This window comes from Clostridium sp. D53t1_180928_C8 (genome assembly GCF_015667795.1).
Taxonomy (GTDB): domain Bacteria; phylum Bacillota; class Clostridia; order Clostridiales; family Clostridiaceae; genus Clostridium.
The window spans coordinates 124,411-140,956 of the sequence record NZ_JADPEL010000008.1 but is presented as its reverse complement, the minus strand read 5'-3'; the positions used below and the strand labels follow the sequence as shown (position 1 = coordinate 140,956).

Here is a 16,546-nt window from a genome sequence, read left to right as displayed (position 1 = left end):
TATAGAAGATGATATACAAAATACTGTAGTTAAAGCATATGAAAAGATTAATACTTTAAAAAAGGATGAGTTTTTTAAAACTTGGCTTATAAGAATTCTAATTAATGAATGTAATGAAATTATTAGAAAAAATAAAAGGCTTGAAACCATTAATAATGGTAGTAATGAAGAGAGATATAACGATACTTATGAAAACATAGATTTAATTAATGCAATAAATGAAGAGTTAAGAATTACAACAGTATTATTAGTAGTTTATTATGATCATAGTAATGAAATAAATGTATATAGTAATAATATATTTGAATTTGAAGTAAATTAAAATAAGGAATCTTAATTAGATATTAGAAAAAGATTATATTAATCCAAGAATTTTTAGGAAGATTCTTGGATTTCTTTTGTTTATGGTATAATTAACCAATAAGTATAATCTTTTAAGAGGATAAATTGAATAATACTAGGTATAGTATTGAGTTAATATATAAAAGGGAGGGGAATGTTATGAGAAATGAGAAAGAGATGTATGAATTAATATTAAGTATTGCTAAAAAGGATAAAAGAATAAGAGCAGTATATATGAATGGTTCTAGGGCCAATCCAAATATAAAGAAAGATATTTTTCAAGATTATGATATTGTATATGTAGTTACAGAAACTAAATCATTTATAGAAGATAAAAAATGGACAAGTAATTTTGGAGAACCTATTATTTTTCAAGAACCAGATAAGTTAGATAAGATGCAAGGAATGAATATTGATTTTAGTAAAGGATATACTTATTTAATGCAGTTTACTGATGGAAATAGAATAGATTTACATCTTTAATCTTTAGATATGTTAGAGAAAGAATATAATAATGATAAATTAGTTGTAAATTTATTAGATAAAGATAATATTTTACCTAAAAGTAAAGGACCAAGTGATAAACAGTATTGGATTAAAAAGCCAACTTATGAGGAGTATTTTAGTAAATGTAATGATTTTTGGTGGGTAGCACCATACTGTGCAAAAGGGTTATGGAGAGAGGAAATTCTTTACTCTATAGATGTAATGAATAATTATATAAGGCAGGGCTTATTAAATATGATAAGTTGGAATGTTGGAATAGATACTGAGTTTCAGATTAGTATTGGGAAAGCAAATAAATATCTTAAAGAGTATATAGATGAAGAGTTATGGGAAAAATTAATGATTACATTTAATATGAGTGATTATAAAAATTCCTGGATAGCCCTTATTACAACTTGTGAATTATTTGAAGAGGTTGCACCTATTGTAGGGGAAAGGTTAGGATATGAATATAATTATGATGAAGCTAAGAGAAGCTTTGAGTTTATAAAACATATAAAAGATTTACCTAAAGATGCTTTAGAGATTTATTAGTAGGGTAGTTTTAGGAAAGTAAAATATTAAACTAGGAGAGAGTTATATGGAGTTAGTAAGTGAAAGGTTAATATTAAGAGAATTTAGTCATGCAGATTTTGAAGATGTACACGCATATGCTTCAAATATAGAAAATATAAAATATATGATATGGGGACCTAATAGTGAAGAAGATACAATTGAATTTTTAGATGATTGTATAGAAAATATAGATAAAAAACCTAGGAAGCAATATGATTTTGCTATTACTTTAAAGGAAAATGGAAAAGTAATAGGTGGTTGTGGAATTTATTTAAATGATTCATTAGAAGAGGGAATGTTAGGTTGGATTTTACATAAGGATTATTGGAAAAAGGGATATATGACAGAGGCTGGAAAAGAGTTAGTGAGATTTGCTTTTGAAGACTTAAATCTTCATAGGTTATATGCAACTTGTGATGCTGAAAATTATGGTTCTTACAGAGTTATGGAAAACTTGGGAATGAGAAGAGAAGGACATATTATTAAAAATAGGAAGTTTGCTGGTTTTACTGATGTATGGCATGATGAGCTTTTTTATGGCCTTTTACAAGAAGAATGGATAAATAAGTCTACAGAATATATAGAGGTTAATGATAAAAAGTTTAAAATAATAAAGTTATTAGGAAAAGGTAAGGGTGGATATTCTTATTTAGCATCTGATGAGGAATAAATTACAAATATTTCTTTGAAATCTAAATAAATAATGATAAACTAATAAATGAAAACTTAATAGTAGTTTTATAAGAGAGTGTATTAATATATACACTAAAGATATAAAGGAGTGATGTTTTATGATGAATAAAAGAAATGTTCAAATAGATATAGTATTAAACGGTGAGGTGGCTACTAATTAACCTTACAACTAAGTAATTAAAGAAAAGCCTCCTCACTGAAAGCCCATACAAATTATAGACTTTTAAAGTGGAATTTCTAGGAGGAAAGAAAAATTGAATAAAATTGATTTATATAATATTGGACTAAGTGATAGATTTAAAAATGAAGCAACTATGTATGAAGGTAACTTGTATTTGGCAAGAGTATCTGTTCAGCATAAAGATATGTATAAGGTTATCACAGAAGAAGGTGAAGCGTTAGCAGAAGTATCAGGAAAGTTTAGAAAAGAAGCTTTAGGTACAGAGAGCTTTCCGGCGGTAGGTGACTGGGTTATGGTAGACAGACTAAATGATTTAAATGGAAATGCTATAATTCATCATGTATTAAGAAGGAAAAGTGCTTTTGAAAGAAAAGTAGCTGGAAATAGAAGAGATATTCAAATAGTAGCTGCTAATATAGACATTATATTTATATGTATGGCACTTAATAATGATTTTAATATTCGTAGATTAGAGCGATATATATCAGTTGCTTGGGATAGCATGGCTACGCCAGTAATTGTATTAACAAAATCAGACCTTTGTGATAATGTTTTAGAAAAGCAATTGGAAGTAGAATCTATAGCCATTGGAATAGATGTTTTAGTAACTAGCTCTATGAGTGGCGAAGGATATGAATCTATTAAAAATTATATTACTAAAGAAAAAACAGTAGCATTTATAGGATCATCAGGGGTAGGAAAATCTACTCTTATTAATAAGCTTATGGAGGAGGAAGTTCTTCTTACTAATGGGTTAAGAAATGATGATAAAGGAAGACATACTACTACACACAGAGAATTACTAGCATTGCCTCAAGGCGGAGTAGTTATAGATACTCCAGGTATGAGGGAGCTTCAGCTTATTACAGGAGACGTTGATAAGTCTTTTTCAGATATAGATGAAATAGCATCAAAGTGTAAGTTTTCAGACTGTAAACATGAAAGTGAACCAGGTTGTGCAGTAAGAAAAGCTATAGAAGATGGCATTATTGATATAGATAGATTTGAAAGCTATAAAAAAATTCAAAAAGAATTAAAATATGCAGAGTTAAATTCTAAAAGATTAGAAAAAGAAAAGATAAATAATATGTTTGCAGGGGTTGGCGGAATAAAGAATGCCAGAAGATTTGCTAAGGAAAAAAATAAAAGAAAAAATTTCTAAAAGCATAGAACACTAAAAAAGTATCCTCATTTTAAATGGGGATACTTTTTATATTAATTATATATTATTTATTAGTTTAAAGTAGATTTCAATTTTGGTGATTTTAACTTTCCTTTAGCTAAAGAAATTAAAACCCCTAAAGATAATCCAATTAAAGCAGGTACAAACCAACAAAGACCTTGAGAATAAAGTGGTAGTTTAGATAATAAATTATTTAAAAATTCTACATTTAAGCCAACTTGTACTAAAGCATCTAAAACACTAATAACTCCTGTAAATAAAATAGTTAATCCATAGATCATTGAATTATCTTTAATGTATTTATTTAAGATTCCAAGAACTATAAGCATTATTGCAACTGGATAGATTGCATTTAATACAGGTACTGAAATAGATAATATTTTATTTAATCCCATATTAGCTAATGTCATACTTGAAAGTGCTAAAATTCCAACCCAAGCTTTATAAGAAATTTTTGAAGTTAAAGTACTAAAATATTGACTACAAGAAGTTATAAGACCAACTGATGTAGTTAAACAGGCTAAAGTAAATACAACTGCTAGTAAAACTAAACCAGGACCTCCAAAAATATGAGACATTACATTTGTTAAAGTTTCAGCACCATTTGAAGTAGCACCATATAGACTTCCACTAGTAGCACCAAGATGAGCAAGCATTGAATAAATTACAATTAATAATAATCCTGCAATTGAACCTGCTTTTATTGATGATGATATTACATATTTTTCATTAGTTATTCCACGAGATTTTATAGCAAGTGAAATTACAATACCAAAGTTTAATGCAGCAATTGTATCCATAGTTAAGTATCCTTCTAAGAAACCTTTTAAAAATGGATTAGAAGAATATTCTATAGCAGAATCTCCATAAGAACCTAATGGTTTAAATAATGAAGATACAAAAATTACAGCAATTAAAGTAAGTAGCGCAGGAGTCAATACCTTACCCATTCTATCTACTAATTTCGATGGAGATAAAGCAAGCCAATATGCTACAGAGAAAAATACTAAAGTAAATAGAAATAATGATAAAGTTTTTGATACTCCTTCTGGTAAATAAGGAGATACTGCCATTTCAAAAGGTAAGCTTCCAGCTCTTGGAATTCCAAGTCCAGGACCAATTGATAAATATATTAAAGCAGTGAAAATTACTGCAAATAATGGATTAACTCTTTTAGATAGATTATATAATCCATTGGATTTAGCAACAGCAATAACTCCTAAGATAGGAAAACCTACTGCTGTTATAAAAAATCCAGACATAGCAACCCAAGTTGCATTTCCAGCAGATTGTCCTAAAAATGGTGGGAAGATTAAGTTCCCAGCACCAAAGAATAATGAGAAAAGCATTAAGCTTACTAATAATAAATCTTTTTTTGATAAGTTTTTCATAATTTTTGCCCCCAATAATTTAATTAAGATTGTTATAAATAACAATTAGTGTATTTTAAATCTGTTTTATACTTCTTTCTTTTAATATCTATGTCACTTTCTATACTCATGATATTGCCCCCTTTTTATAAAAAACTCAATTATGTTAATAAATTTTAAAATAAAAAAATCCGTCCCTTAAAATAAGGGACGGAATTAACCGCGTTACCACCCTAATTCTATAAAAAGTTTATAAAAACTTTTTATAGCACTTAGATACATATCCATCAATATGCCTTTCTTTTAACGGTGAAAGACTCCGACAACACTTACTAACAAAATTTTCAGTGATGCTTCTCAGAGATGATTTTCAGTAATACATTGAACATTGGTTTGCAGCAAAATACCAACTCTCTGTAGAACAATTATAGAACCTACTTTTCTCTTCACAGAATTTATTAACTAAATTGTTATATTTAGTATAAAGTTCATTGAGTAATCTGTCAATAAAAATTTAATAAAATATTTATTAAATATATAATAAATATTTACAATAGTAATAACAAGTGGCAAAATAGGTATATAAATTTAAGTAGAAAGATATGAAACAAATGAAAATAAAAATAATAATTATAACAGTAGTAATTTTAATAATTTCACTAAAATTATATAAATCTAAGATAAAAGGTTATATAGGAGAAAAATTAGTAAGTAAAAAGCTAAAAAAATTAAATAAAAGAAAATATAAAGTAATAAATGATGTACTATTAAAAACACAAAAAGGTAGTACACAAATAGATCATATAGTAATATCAAAATACGGTATATTTGTTATAGAAACAAAGAACTACAAAGGAATAATTAAAGGAAATGAATATGATGATAACTGGAGTCAAATACTAATAAATAAAAGTGAAACTTTAAGAAATCCAATAAAGCAAAATAATGGACATATTAAGGCTTTAAAAGATTTAATTCCAGAATTCAGATATAAAAATATTAAATCAATAGTTTTATTTACTAAAAGAGCTAAATTAAAAGTTAACTGTGAAACTAGCGTTACATATTTTAATAAAGTAAATAAAATAATAAAGAAATATAGAAATGAAGAATTTACAAAAGAAGATGTTGAAAGAATTTATAATAAGATAAATGAATTAAATATAAATTCTTTTAAAGAAAGAAAGACTCATGTTAAAAATGTAAAAAGAAACATTAAACAAGCAAAGAAAAGTATAAGGAAAAATAGATGTCCAAGGTGTGGAGGTAAGCTAAAGAAAAAAATAGGAAAGTACGGAAAGTTTAAAGGGTGCAAAAACTATCCACAATGTACTTTTAAAATGAATTTATAGAAAGTTGGTGAAAAGTATGGTTGATTTATGTTTATTAGGTTGTGGTGGGAATATGCCAATGCCTTATAGGAACTTATCAGCAACTCTTTTAAACTATAAAGGAAGAAAGATTCTTATAGATTGTGGTGAAGGAACTCAAGTTTCTATGAGAATGGTTGGATGGGGATTTAAATCAATAGATGTAATTTGTATAACACATTGTCATGGAGACCATATTATTGGATTAACAGGGCTTTTATCAACTATAGCCAATAGTGGAAGGGAAAAACCACTTACAATTATAGGACCAGAAGGAATAACAGAAGTGGTAAAAGGGCTTACTGTTATTACAAGATATCTTACATATGATGTTAATATAATAGAAAATCCAAAGGAAGTTAATTTTAATGTAAGTAATGAAAATATTGAAGTTGTAGATAGAAATGGACAAATAAAGTTGTCTGTATTAGAAGTGGATCATTCATCCCCATGCTTAGGATATAGTTTGTATTTTAATCGTGATAGAAAATTTTCAGTAGAAAAGGCAGAAGAAAATAATGTGCCTAAAATTTTATGGAATAAGCTACAAAAGGGGCAGGATGAAATAATAACATATGAAGGAAAAGAATATAAAAAAGAAATGGTTCTTGGAGATGAAAGAAGAGGAATAAAGGTAAGTTTAATAACTGATACCAGGCCGTTAAAGAGTATTGTAGGTTTTATAAATCATAGCGATTTGTTTATTTGTGAGGGGAATTATGGAAGTGATGATGATTTAGATAAAGCAATAAGAAAAAAACATATGACATTTAGTGAAGCAGCTACTCTTGCAAAAGAAGGCAACTGCAAGGAACTATTGTTAACTCATTTTACTCCTGGCATGCAAGAACCGAAATTATATGAAAATAATGCAAAAGATATTTTTGAAAATACTATAATAGGTGAAGATAGATTAATAAAGAGTCTTAGTTTCTCTTAGAGGGAAGCTAAGACTTTTTTTAAAATTAAATATAAAATAACTTTTAAAAATTAGAAAATTGATTAATACTAAAGTTTAAAGTAAAATTAGTAATAAAAAGAAATGTTAAACAATATTAAAGCATAAGAGGAGGAAGACTGATGAGTAAAAAATCAATTACTTGGTTAATTACAAGTATAGTAATTGTTATTTTAGTTATAGTTATTTCATATTTTACCATTGGAAAGATTTCGATATAATTAAATGGGGATGGGATAATATGATTTTCTCTAATGATATAGGGGGTAGTGATAAGAGATATTACATAATTGGGGGGGAAGTAAAAAATGTTAGAAAAGTTAAATAGAAAAATTCAAAAGCTTAAAAATGATGTTGCTTTAAAGAAAATATTAGAGGAAGAAATATTAAGATTAGAGGAAAAGGTAAAATTAGATGAGGAAAAGTTATATAGTTTGGAAAGGCAACAGATAAAAGAAAAGAAAGATGTAGATAAGCTTAATAAAATTTCAATATCAAATATTATTGCCACTTTATTAAATAATAAAGAAGATAAGCTAGAAAAAGAAGAAAAGGAATATTTGCTAGCTAAATTGAAATATGATGAATTATTATCTAGTATAAATATATTAAAGGAAGATTTAGCAAGTGAAAAAAATAGATTGATTTCATTAGGCAATTGTGAAGAAGAATATAATGAATTAATTAAGGAAAAAGTTAATTTAATTAAAACATATGGAGATAAAGATGTTAGAGAAAAATTATTAAATATAGATAATGAAATTGATGATTTAATAAAAGAAAGTAAGGAAATTGAAGAAGCGTATTCAGTAGGGCAAAGGTTATTAATAGAAGTTAATGAAGCAGAAGATGACTTAAGAGGGGCTAAAAATTGGGGGCTTTTTGATATTGCTGGAGGAGATCTTATATCAACGATAGCAAAGCATAATAAAATTAATAATGCTAATGATAAATTTGAGAAAATAGCACATTTAATAGGTAAGTTCAATAAAGAGTTAGGTGATATTAATTTAAATAATGTATCATTTTCTGCAACTACTATGACTTTAGATTTATTTTTTGACAATATATTCACTGATATTTCAGTACAAAATAAGATAAATGATTCAATTAATAATATGGAATCATTAAAAAGAAGAGTAGAAAGCATTATAATAAATTTACAAGAAAGATATGATAATTTAGAAAAAAAGCATGAAAGTCTTAATGAAGAGTATAGTTTAGTGATAGAAAAATTATAATTTAAAATATTTTTAGTTTTTATAAGGTGAAAAAACTTTTAAAATGGTATTAAATAGAGTGGTAGGACAGTACAAAGAGTTATTTTTAGATAAATTTTTGCACTGTCCTATAATATATTATTCTAAAGCTTCTAATATTTCATTATGCAAGTGTAATAAAATAGCATCGGAATTTTTTATCCACTGTTCAATAGTATTTATATTATCATAAATATATTTATAAATATATTCAACAGCATCATTAACTTCTTCTATAGAGTAATTATAAACAATATCTATTTTATCTATAAACACTAAGGTTTTAGCAATTTGAATTTTAACCGCTTCATCAATTATTAAAAAGTCATTACTAAATCTAGAAATTAGAGTATCCTTTTGTTTATTTATATACTTTGATTCTGTATAACTAACTTTAAGATACGATAAGAATTTTTCAAAATCACCTATATTATCTAAAGGCTCTAGTGTAAATAAAATTCTAAAGAATAAGTTCCAACTAAACTCACTGTTAATTACACTTTCAAAATATTCGCCAATAATTTTTTTAAATGAATCATCATAAATAAGATTTCTTTCAAAATTTAGATAAGAATTAAAATCTAGTTTTTCATCTGAAATTAAGTTTATCCTATTCAGTGCATTTATTAAAACATTTGTATAATCATTATCAGTTGATATATTGTTTTTAAAGAACACATATTCTACTATAGTTTCACAAGAATCCTTAAAATTAATACTCATATCAATAGATTCTTTCATTTTTGTAGAAAACATATCATATATAAATTTTGACACTATTTCCTGAAGGTTTCTTTTATTTGAAGCATTAGTTTTAGATTTTTTTGATTCAACGTGTTTTAAAACAGTTAATAATTGGTTATCTATCATGGTTAAATTATTTTTTATAGAGTTCATAATATCTTTTAAAAATTTATCTTCAATAACATAGTTAGAATTTTTATATATTATTTGATGCTCAATTTCACTCCAAAACATATTAGTTAAAGATTTAATTTGCAATTCAAAAGGAATTATTAAATTATCACAAGTGAATTTACCATCAATTCTATAAATTGTGAATCCGTTTTTCTGTTTTTGTGGTTGTTTTCCGGAAAGTTTAAGAAAAATATTATTACTACTATCACTAAAGTAAAAATCATCATCTGATTTTTTATTAAAATATTTTTTTAAAAAACGATAAATCTTTTTTTCGTCATCACCAAATCTACATTCAATTCTTATGCCAATAAGATCACTTAATTTATATATAAGTTCATTAGCGTTTGGATAACGTTTATAATAATGATTTCTAAGTATTTTTTCACGTAAGCTTTCGATAGATTTAACTCTACAACTAATATTAGAAAACTCACAATAACTTTCGTCAAGAATGTTAAAAAAAGATTTTTCTAAATCCATAGAAGCTTTAATTAATGCTTCATTATTATCTTTTAATTCATTTAATGCTATTTCTAAATAATCAAATTCTTTAATATTCAAAGCTACACCTCTGTTTATATACTAATATAATTATCATTATACAAATTAAAATTAAATATAGCTAGTTTTTACTAATAATTCACAGGCTATTAATAGTATTTCACAAAAATAAATTTATGCTATAATAGTGTAGTTGAAAATTTTAAGATATTGGGGGTAAAAGATGAGTGACGATATTATTAAAAAGCTAACCCTTGAGATAAACAAACATGAAAGCTTAGAAGATAAAGAGCTTAAGATAATAAAATTTCAACTTTTAAGAAAAAGTATGATTTTAAAGGTTGTTTTAAGAGGAAAAGAAAAATTAGCTCATGATGAAGAAGAATTAATTAAAAAAATTATTTGTAAAACTTTAATGATAAGAATTACTGTAGAAATAGTTTTTTATAGAGATGCTTCAGATATTACATTAGAAGAGGTAATTCAAAATCACTGGATTGAATGTATTTCTGAAACAATAAAAAAGACACCATTATGTAAAAGTCTTTTATTAAATTGTAGGAAGGAAGTTAATGGGAATAAAGTATCTGTGTTTAATGGATATGATAAATTAACAGAGCATTTAAAAGGTAAGAGTGGTGAAAAGAGTTTAGAAAATACTGTTGAAGCAATGTTTGGAATAAGCTGTAGATTTGAAATAAAATATGATCCTAGTATGGAAGTTATAATAGATTATGCAGCAAGAGAAAAGGAAGAAAAAGAGTTACTAAACAAAGCTATGCAAGCTAGAGCTCAAGAAATGAGTAATGCTTCAAGTGGTGGAAGTAAACCAGTAGAGAAAAAGCCTGCTGAAAAGAAGCCATATGAGAAGCGAGAAAATACCTATAAAAGGGAGCCAAAAGCTGAAAATGCTATATATGGAAGAAATATTTCTATTGAAGCTACTCCAATAAATGAAATAGATGAAAGATCGGGATATGTTGCAGTTTTAGGAGATGTATTCAAAGTTGAAACTATGGAAACTAAAACTGGTAAGATAATATTAACATTCTATATTACTGATTATACTAGTTCTATAACAGTTAAGTGCTTCTTAAAACCTCAAGAGAAAGATGAAGTTCTTGATAATGTTAAAAAAGGTCTTTACTGCAAAGTAAGAGGTGAGGCTGTATATGATACTTATCAAAGAGAAGTAGTTATAATGGGTAGAGATATTTTAAAGATGAAAAAGATGGAGAAGATGGATGGAGCTGAAGAAAAAAGAGTAGAGCTTCACTGCCATAGTACAATGAGTGCAATGGATGGTGTTACACCAGTTTCTAAAATTGTAGAAAGAGCAGCAAAATGGGGTCATCCAGCTATAGCAATTACAGATCATGGAGGAGTTCAAGCATTCCCTGATGCACAAATAGCTGCTAAGAAAAATAAAATTAAAGTTATTTATGGTGTAGAAGGATATTTAGTAGATGATGGTGTTCCATTAGCCTTAAATGAAAAGGGTCAAAATTTAGATGATACATATGTTGTATTTGATTTAGAAACAACAGGCTTCTCATCTAAAAATGATAAAATAATCGAAATTGGGGCAGTTAAAATTAAAAATGGTGTTATAGTAGATAACTTTAGTGAATTTGTTAATCCGCGAAGACCTATACCTTATAAGATAATAGAACTTACAGGTATAAATGATGATATGGTAAGAGATGCACAGTCTATAGAAGATATATTACCAAGATTTTTAGAATTTATAGGTGATTCAGTTGTGGTAGCTCATAATGCAAATTTTGACTGTAGTTTTATATCTAAGAATTGTAATGATTTAGGATTAGAGTTTTCACCAACTATAGTTGATACAGTTCCGCTTTGTAGATTCTTATATCCAGAATTAAAATCTGTAAAATTAAACCTTGTTGCAAAATATTTAGGTATTAAGCTTGATAGTCATCATAGAGCTGTGGATGATGCTAAAGCAACAGCTGATATTTTAGTAGAATGTTTTAAAAAGATAAAAGAAGAGTTAGAAATAGAAACCTTAGAAGAATTAAATAATATATTCTTAGAAAAGGTTGATATTAAAAAGTTACCAACTTATCACATAATAATTTTAGCAAAAACTCAAGCTGGAATTAGAAATCTATATAAACTTGTGTCAGAGGCACATATAGATAATTTCTTTAGAAGACCAAGAACCAAAAGATCTAGACTTATGGAGATGAGAGAAGGTCTTATAATTGGAGGAGCTTGTGAAGCAGGAGAAATATATAGATCCGTAGTTGGGGGAAAAAGTGATGAAGAGATAAAAGAGGTAATGAGCTTTTATGATTACGTAGAAATTCAGCCTATAGCAAATAATGCTTATATGATCGAAAAAGGATCAGTAAGAGATGAGGATGAACTTAAAGATATAAATAGAAAAATTTATGATTTGGCAAGAGAAATTAATAAGCCAACTGTAGCAACTTGCGATGTACATTTCTTAGATCCACATGATGAGGCTTTTAGAAGAATAATTATGGCTGGCCAAGGATTTGGGGATGCAGATAATCAACCTCCGCTGTATTTAAGAACTACAGAGGAGATGCTAAAAGAATTTGCTTATTTAGGAAGTGAAGTTGCTAAAGAAGTAGTTATTAAAAATCCACAAGCAATAGCAAATTCAGTAGAAGAAAACTTAAAACCAATTCCTGATGAAACTTATCCTCCTAAAATTGAGGGAGCAGATGATGATATTAGAAATATGACAATGAATAAGGTACACTCTATTTATGGTGATCCCCTTCCAGAGGTAGTGCAAAAAAGACTAGATAAAGAATTAAACTCTATTATAAACAATGGATATGCTGTACTTTACTTAATTGCACAAAAGCTAGTTGCAAAATCTTATTCAGATGGATATTTAGTTGGTTCAAGAGGATCTGTTGGATCATCATTCGTTGCAACAATGTCAGATATAACAGAGGTTAATGGATTACCACCTCATTATGTTTGTCCTAAGTGCAAAAAGTCTCATTTCTTCTTGGATGGTTCTGTAAGTTCAGGGGCCGATTTAGAAGATAAGGATTGTCCAGATTGTGGAGTACCATATATAAAAGATGGGCATGATATTCCTTTCGAAACTTTCTTAGGCTTTGAAGGAGATAAAGAACCGGATATAGATTTAAACTTCTCTGGAGATAACCAAGGTGATATTCATAAATATACAGAGGTTTTATTCGGAAAAGGATACGTATTTAAGGCTGGAACAATAGGTACAGTTGCAGAAAAAACTGCTTATGGATTTGTTAAAAAATATTTAGATCAACATGAACAAGTTGTTTCGCAAGCAGAAATTGAAAGACTTACTATTGGATGTACAGGTATAAAAAGAACTACTGGTCAGCATCCAGGAGGAATCATGGTTGTGCCTAACTATACTGATGTATATAATTTTACACCAATACAAAGACCAGCAGATGATTCAACATCTGATGTTACAACGACACACTTTGATTATCATTCAATTTCAGGTAGATTACTTAAGCTTGACATTCTGGGGCACGACGATCCGACAGTACTTAGAATGCTTCAAGATATAACAGGTTTAGATCCTAAGACTATACCTCTTAATGATAAAAAAGTACTGTCTTTATTTACATCACCTGAAGCGTTAGGTGTTACAAAAGAAGAATTAGAATGTGAAGTTGGTTCTTATGGTTTACCAGAGTTTGGAACAAAATTCGTTAGACAAATGCTTGTAGATACACAACCACAAACATTCTCAGACTTAGTAAGAATATCTGGACTTTCACATGGTACAGACGTTTGGCTTAATAATGCTCAATATTTTATTAAGGAAGGTTACACTACTTTAAGAGATTGTATTGCAACAAGAGACGATATCATGGTTTATCTTATGTATAAAGGTGTTGCACCTAAAACCGCATTTACAATAATGGAAAGCGTAAGAAAAGGTAAAGGGCTAACAGAAGAGTTTGAAAAAACCATGAAAGAAAATAATGTTGAAGATTGGTATATTGAAAGTTGTAAAAGAATCAAGTACATGTTCCCTAAGGGGCATGCCGTTGCTTATGTTATGATGGCTGTTAGAGTAGCATATTATAAAGTGTATTATCCACTAGCATATTATGCAACATACTTTACTGTAAGAGGTGCTGATGATTTTGATGCAGATTTAATTTGTAAGGGTGAAACAGCTATTCATGCAAAGCTTCAAGAATTATATGCCCTTGGAAACCAAGCATCAGTTAAAGATAAAGGATTAATGACAGTTTTGGAACTTTCATTTGAAATGTTTAAGAGAGGATTTAAAATGCTGAAAGTTGATTTATATAAATCAGATGCAACTAAATTCCAAATTGTAGATAATTCATTAAGACCTCCATTAAGCTCACTTCAAGGAGTTGGAGTAAATGCAGCAAAATCTATTGCAGAAGCAAGAAAAGATGGAGAGTTTATTTCAAAAGAAGATTTAAGATTAAGATCTAAGGTATCAAAAACTGTAATAGAAACATTAAGCAATCATGGTTGTTTAGAAGGAATGTCAGAAACAAATCAATTATCATTATTCTAAAGTTAATATTTAAAAAGAGACTAATTATTTATGTAGAAACATTAAATATTAGTCTCTTTTTATTTTTGTAGTGTATAATTAAAATGATGGTAAAAAGTGGGGTGAATTAATGGATTTAACAGTAATAATAAATGGGGTAATAGCATTGTTTTTAATAATGCTTATAGGAGTGTATGGAAGCAAAAGAAAAATAATTACACCAACAATAAATAAAGGATTAACTAATATATTATTAGAGATTTCATTACCTTGTTTAGTAGTTTCATCATTTATATTTGATATGAATGATGATCTTAAGAGTAATATTATAAAATGCTTTATTTATAGTCCAATATCTTTGATAATTACAATGATAGTTTCTTATATTGCACTTTATCCAATAAAATCAGATAAAAAAATTATAATGCAATTTGCAAATGTTTTTTCAAATTGTGGATTTGTAGGATTTCCTATAATTTATAGTATATTTGGAAATGAAGGTATTATATATGCATCTATATTTAATATGTTTTTTACAATAGCAGTATGGACATATGGAGTTATGCTGTTTAATGGGAATATAGATAAAAAAGATTTAAAAAAGGTTTTATTAAATCCATCAATTATAGCTGTTATAATTGGGCTTATTATAATGATATTTAAAATTAATATTCCAGATGTACTATATTCAACTTTAGAATTAGTTGGAGGATTAACATCTCCATTATCAATGATAATAATAGGAGTAATTTTAGGAAATGCTAATATACTTAAATATTTAAAAGATTATACTATTTATTATAGTGGTTTATTAAAGTTAATTTTACTACCTTGTATACTAATTCTAGTATCGAGAATAATAAATGATACTTCTATGGTAAGCAAAACATTAATAATTATTACAGCAATGCCAGCAGCTGCAATGACATCAATTTTAGCAGAAAACTTTGATAAAGAAAAAGAGTATTCAGCTGTTATTGTATTTATTACAACTTTAATTTTTTTAGTAACATTTCCTATGCTACTTAAATTTATTTTATAAATTGAAATAAACAGGCGAACAATTATACTATAAATAACATAAGATATATCTAAGTAAGTATTAAAGGAGTTTAATGTGAGTTATAATTCAATTTATGATATTATTGGATTTAATAATGAAGTGAATAGACTTGAAACTCAGGCTAAATTAGGTTGGAAAAAAGAATTTAGAACATTAAAATGGCTAGGGTTAAAGGACGGAATGAGAATATTAGATGTTGGTTGTGGAACAGGGGTATATACAGAATTGTTATTAGAAAACTTGCCACATACTTCAATAACAGCTTTGGAAGTTGATAAAAAATTGGTTGATATTTCTAAAAAAAGATTAGATGAATATATAGGTGATAGAGTAGATTTAAAATGTGGATCTATAATGAATAGTGGACTTAAAGAAAATAGCTTTGACTTTATAATTTGTAGATTTGTATTCCAACACTTAGATAGTCCAATGAATGCTACTAGGGAAATATATAAATTATTAAAACCAGGGGGAATAGTTGCAATTATTGATTCTGATAGGGGGATGTATGGAGTAAGTGATCCAGATATGCTATTTAAAAGTGGAAGAGGGTTTATTAATCAGTTAGAAAAAAGAGCTGGATGGAATAGGGAAATTGGACGTAAGCTTATAAAAATATTAAAATATAATGGATTTGAAAAATTGGATTTTGAAGCTGTAACTATTCATAGTGATTTAGTTGGTATAAAAAATATTATTGGTGCTAATAATGTACCCCCAGAAATAATAAAAATGGTTAGTAGAAGTAATCCGAGATTAGCTAAAATTATGAAAATTTGTAGTGATAGCTCTGAAAGAGAAAAATGTACAATAATATTTTTAAATTTAATAGCAAAGGGGCAAAAACCTAATAATTAACATATAAAATAAAAAAAGGGCTTAAGGCCCTTTTTTTATTTTAATTCTCCCACCATTTTATAGGTGTTTTCTTTTGTGGAGCTGTTATAGTTGTTTTATTAATATTCTTAATGTTATTTATATATATATCTAAATAAGTGCTAGATAAAGTAATAAATAGTAAATAAATTTTTTTTCATTTTTATTACCTCCTATAAATATCAATACTATGAATATTAATAATATTCCACATAATG

The 16,546-nt window shown here is 27.2% G+C and carries 11 protein-coding genes, 1 pseudogene and 1 other annotated feature; of the genes and pseudogenes, 10 read left to right on the top strand and 2 right to left on the bottom strand.

Going from position 1 to position 16,546, the window contains the following annotated elements; genetic code table 11:
* The 4 genes and pseudogenes from I4V51_RS08035 to rsgA form a co-directional block, all read left to right on the top strand.
* Positions 1–322, top strand: a 322-nt coding sequence (locus tag I4V51_RS08035) for a sigma factor (RefSeq protein WP_279325445.1), incomplete at its 5' end; no start/stop codon positions are given.
* A 179-nt stretch (positions 323–501) separates the two neighbouring features.
* A pseudogene (locus I4V51_RS21160) lies at positions 502–1,383 on the top strand (aminoglycoside 6-adenylyltransferase).
* 46 nt (positions 1,384–1,429) lie between these two features.
* Positions 1,430–2,074 carry a GNAT family protein gene (locus tag I4V51_RS08020; RefSeq protein ID WP_195987806.1) on the top strand — a complete coding sequence of 215 codons (645 nt, stop codon included), beginning with the start codon at positions 1,430–1,432 and terminating at the stop codon, positions 2,072–2,074.
* A gap of 277 nt (positions 2,075–2,351) precedes the next feature.
* Entirely contained in the window at positions 2,352–3,440 is a 1,089-nt protein-coding gene (gene rsgA / locus I4V51_RS08015; protein WP_195987805.1) for a ribosome small subunit-dependent GTPase A, read from the top strand.
* Between the two features lie 71 nt (positions 3,441–3,511).
* Here the strand turns inward: rsgA and brnQ are convergent, their stop codons facing one another.
* A complete protein-coding gene (gene brnQ / locus I4V51_RS08010; RefSeq protein ID WP_195987804.1) occupies positions 3,512–4,852 on the bottom strand; it encodes a branched-chain amino acid transport system II carrier protein in 1,341 nt (446 codons plus the stop codon).
* A 182-nt stretch (positions 4,853–5,034) separates the two neighbouring features.
* Positions 5,035–5,290 (bottom strand) — a binding site (T-box leader).
* Positions 5,291–5,433: 143 nt separating this feature from the next.
* Between brnQ and I4V51_RS08005 the strand changes: the two genes are divergently transcribed.
* The 3 genes from I4V51_RS08005 (at position 5,434) to I4V51_RS07995 (ending at position 8,400) form a co-directional block, all read left to right on the top strand.
* A complete protein-coding gene (locus I4V51_RS08005) occupies positions 5,434–6,183 on the top strand; it encodes a nuclease-related domain-containing protein (protein WP_195987803.1) in 750 nt (249 codons plus the stop codon).
* 16 nt (positions 6,184–6,199) lie between these two features.
* A complete protein-coding gene (locus I4V51_RS08000) occupies positions 6,200–7,141 on the top strand; it encodes a ribonuclease Z (RefSeq protein WP_195987802.1) in 942 nt (313 codons plus the stop codon).
* 326 nt (positions 7,142–7,467) lie between these two features.
* Positions 7,468–8,400 (top strand): hypothetical protein, encoded by a 933-nt coding sequence (locus I4V51_RS07995; protein WP_195987801.1) that lies wholly within the window; start codon positions 7,468–7,470, stop codon positions 8,398–8,400.
* 117 nt (positions 8,401–8,517) lie between these two features.
* Here I4V51_RS07995 and I4V51_RS07990 read toward each other — a convergent pair whose 3' ends face one another.
* Positions 8,518–9,900, bottom strand: a complete 1,383-nt coding sequence (locus tag I4V51_RS07990) for a (p)ppGpp synthetase (RefSeq protein ID WP_195987800.1) — start codon at positions 9,898–9,900, stop codon at positions 8,518–8,520.
* Positions 9,901–10,063: 163 nt separating this feature from the next.
* Here I4V51_RS07990 and I4V51_RS07985 point away from each other — a divergent pair, with 163 nt between their 5' ends.
* The 3 genes from I4V51_RS07985 to I4V51_RS07975 all read left to right on the top strand — a co-directional run bounded on the left by I4V51_RS07985 (position 10,064) and on the right by I4V51_RS07975 (position 16,310).
* Positions 10,064–14,410, top strand: a complete 4,347-nt coding sequence (locus I4V51_RS07985; protein WP_195987799.1) for a PolC-type DNA polymerase III — start codon at positions 10,064–10,066, stop codon at positions 14,408–14,410.
* Positions 14,411–14,519: 109 nt separating this feature from the next.
* The gene (locus I4V51_RS07980; protein ID WP_195987798.1) at positions 14,520–15,431 is read left to right on the top strand and encodes an AEC family transporter; all 912 of its coding nucleotides are present in this window, start codon (positions 14,520–14,522) and stop codon (positions 15,429–15,431) included.
* A gap of 75 nt (positions 15,432–15,506) precedes the next feature.
* Positions 15,507–16,310 (top strand): class I SAM-dependent methyltransferase, encoded by an 804-nt coding sequence (locus I4V51_RS07975; RefSeq protein WP_195987797.1) that lies wholly within the window; start codon positions 15,507–15,509, stop codon positions 16,308–16,310.
* Positions 16,311–16,546 lie beyond the last annotated feature (236 nt).

Excerpts from the sequence above, each read along its gene's own strand:
- I4V51_RS08020 (WP_195987806.1), top strand. The coding sequence starts at position 1,430 with ATGGAGTTAGTAAGTGAAAGGTTAATATTAAGAGAATTTAGTCATGCA.
- brnQ (WP_195987804.1), bottom strand. The coding sequence starts at position 4,852 with ATGAAAAACTTATCAAAAAAAGATTTATTATTAGTAAGCTTAATGCTT.
- I4V51_RS08005 (WP_195987803.1), top strand. The coding sequence starts at position 5,434 with ATGAAACAAATGAAAATAAAAATAATAATTATAACAGTAGTAATTTTA.
- I4V51_RS08000 (WP_195987802.1), top strand. The coding sequence starts at position 6,200 with ATGGTTGATTTATGTTTATTAGGTTGTGGTGGGAATATGCCAATGCCT.
- I4V51_RS07995 (WP_195987801.1), top strand. The coding sequence starts at position 7,468 with ATGTTAGAAAAGTTAAATAGAAAAATTCAAAAGCTTAAAAATGATGTT.
- I4V51_RS07985 (WP_195987799.1), top strand. The coding sequence starts at position 10,064 with ATGAGTGACGATATTATTAAAAAGCTAACCCTTGAGATAAACAAACAT.
- I4V51_RS07980 (WP_195987798.1), top strand. The coding sequence starts at position 14,520 with ATGGATTTAACAGTAATAATAAATGGGGTAATAGCATTGTTTTTAATA.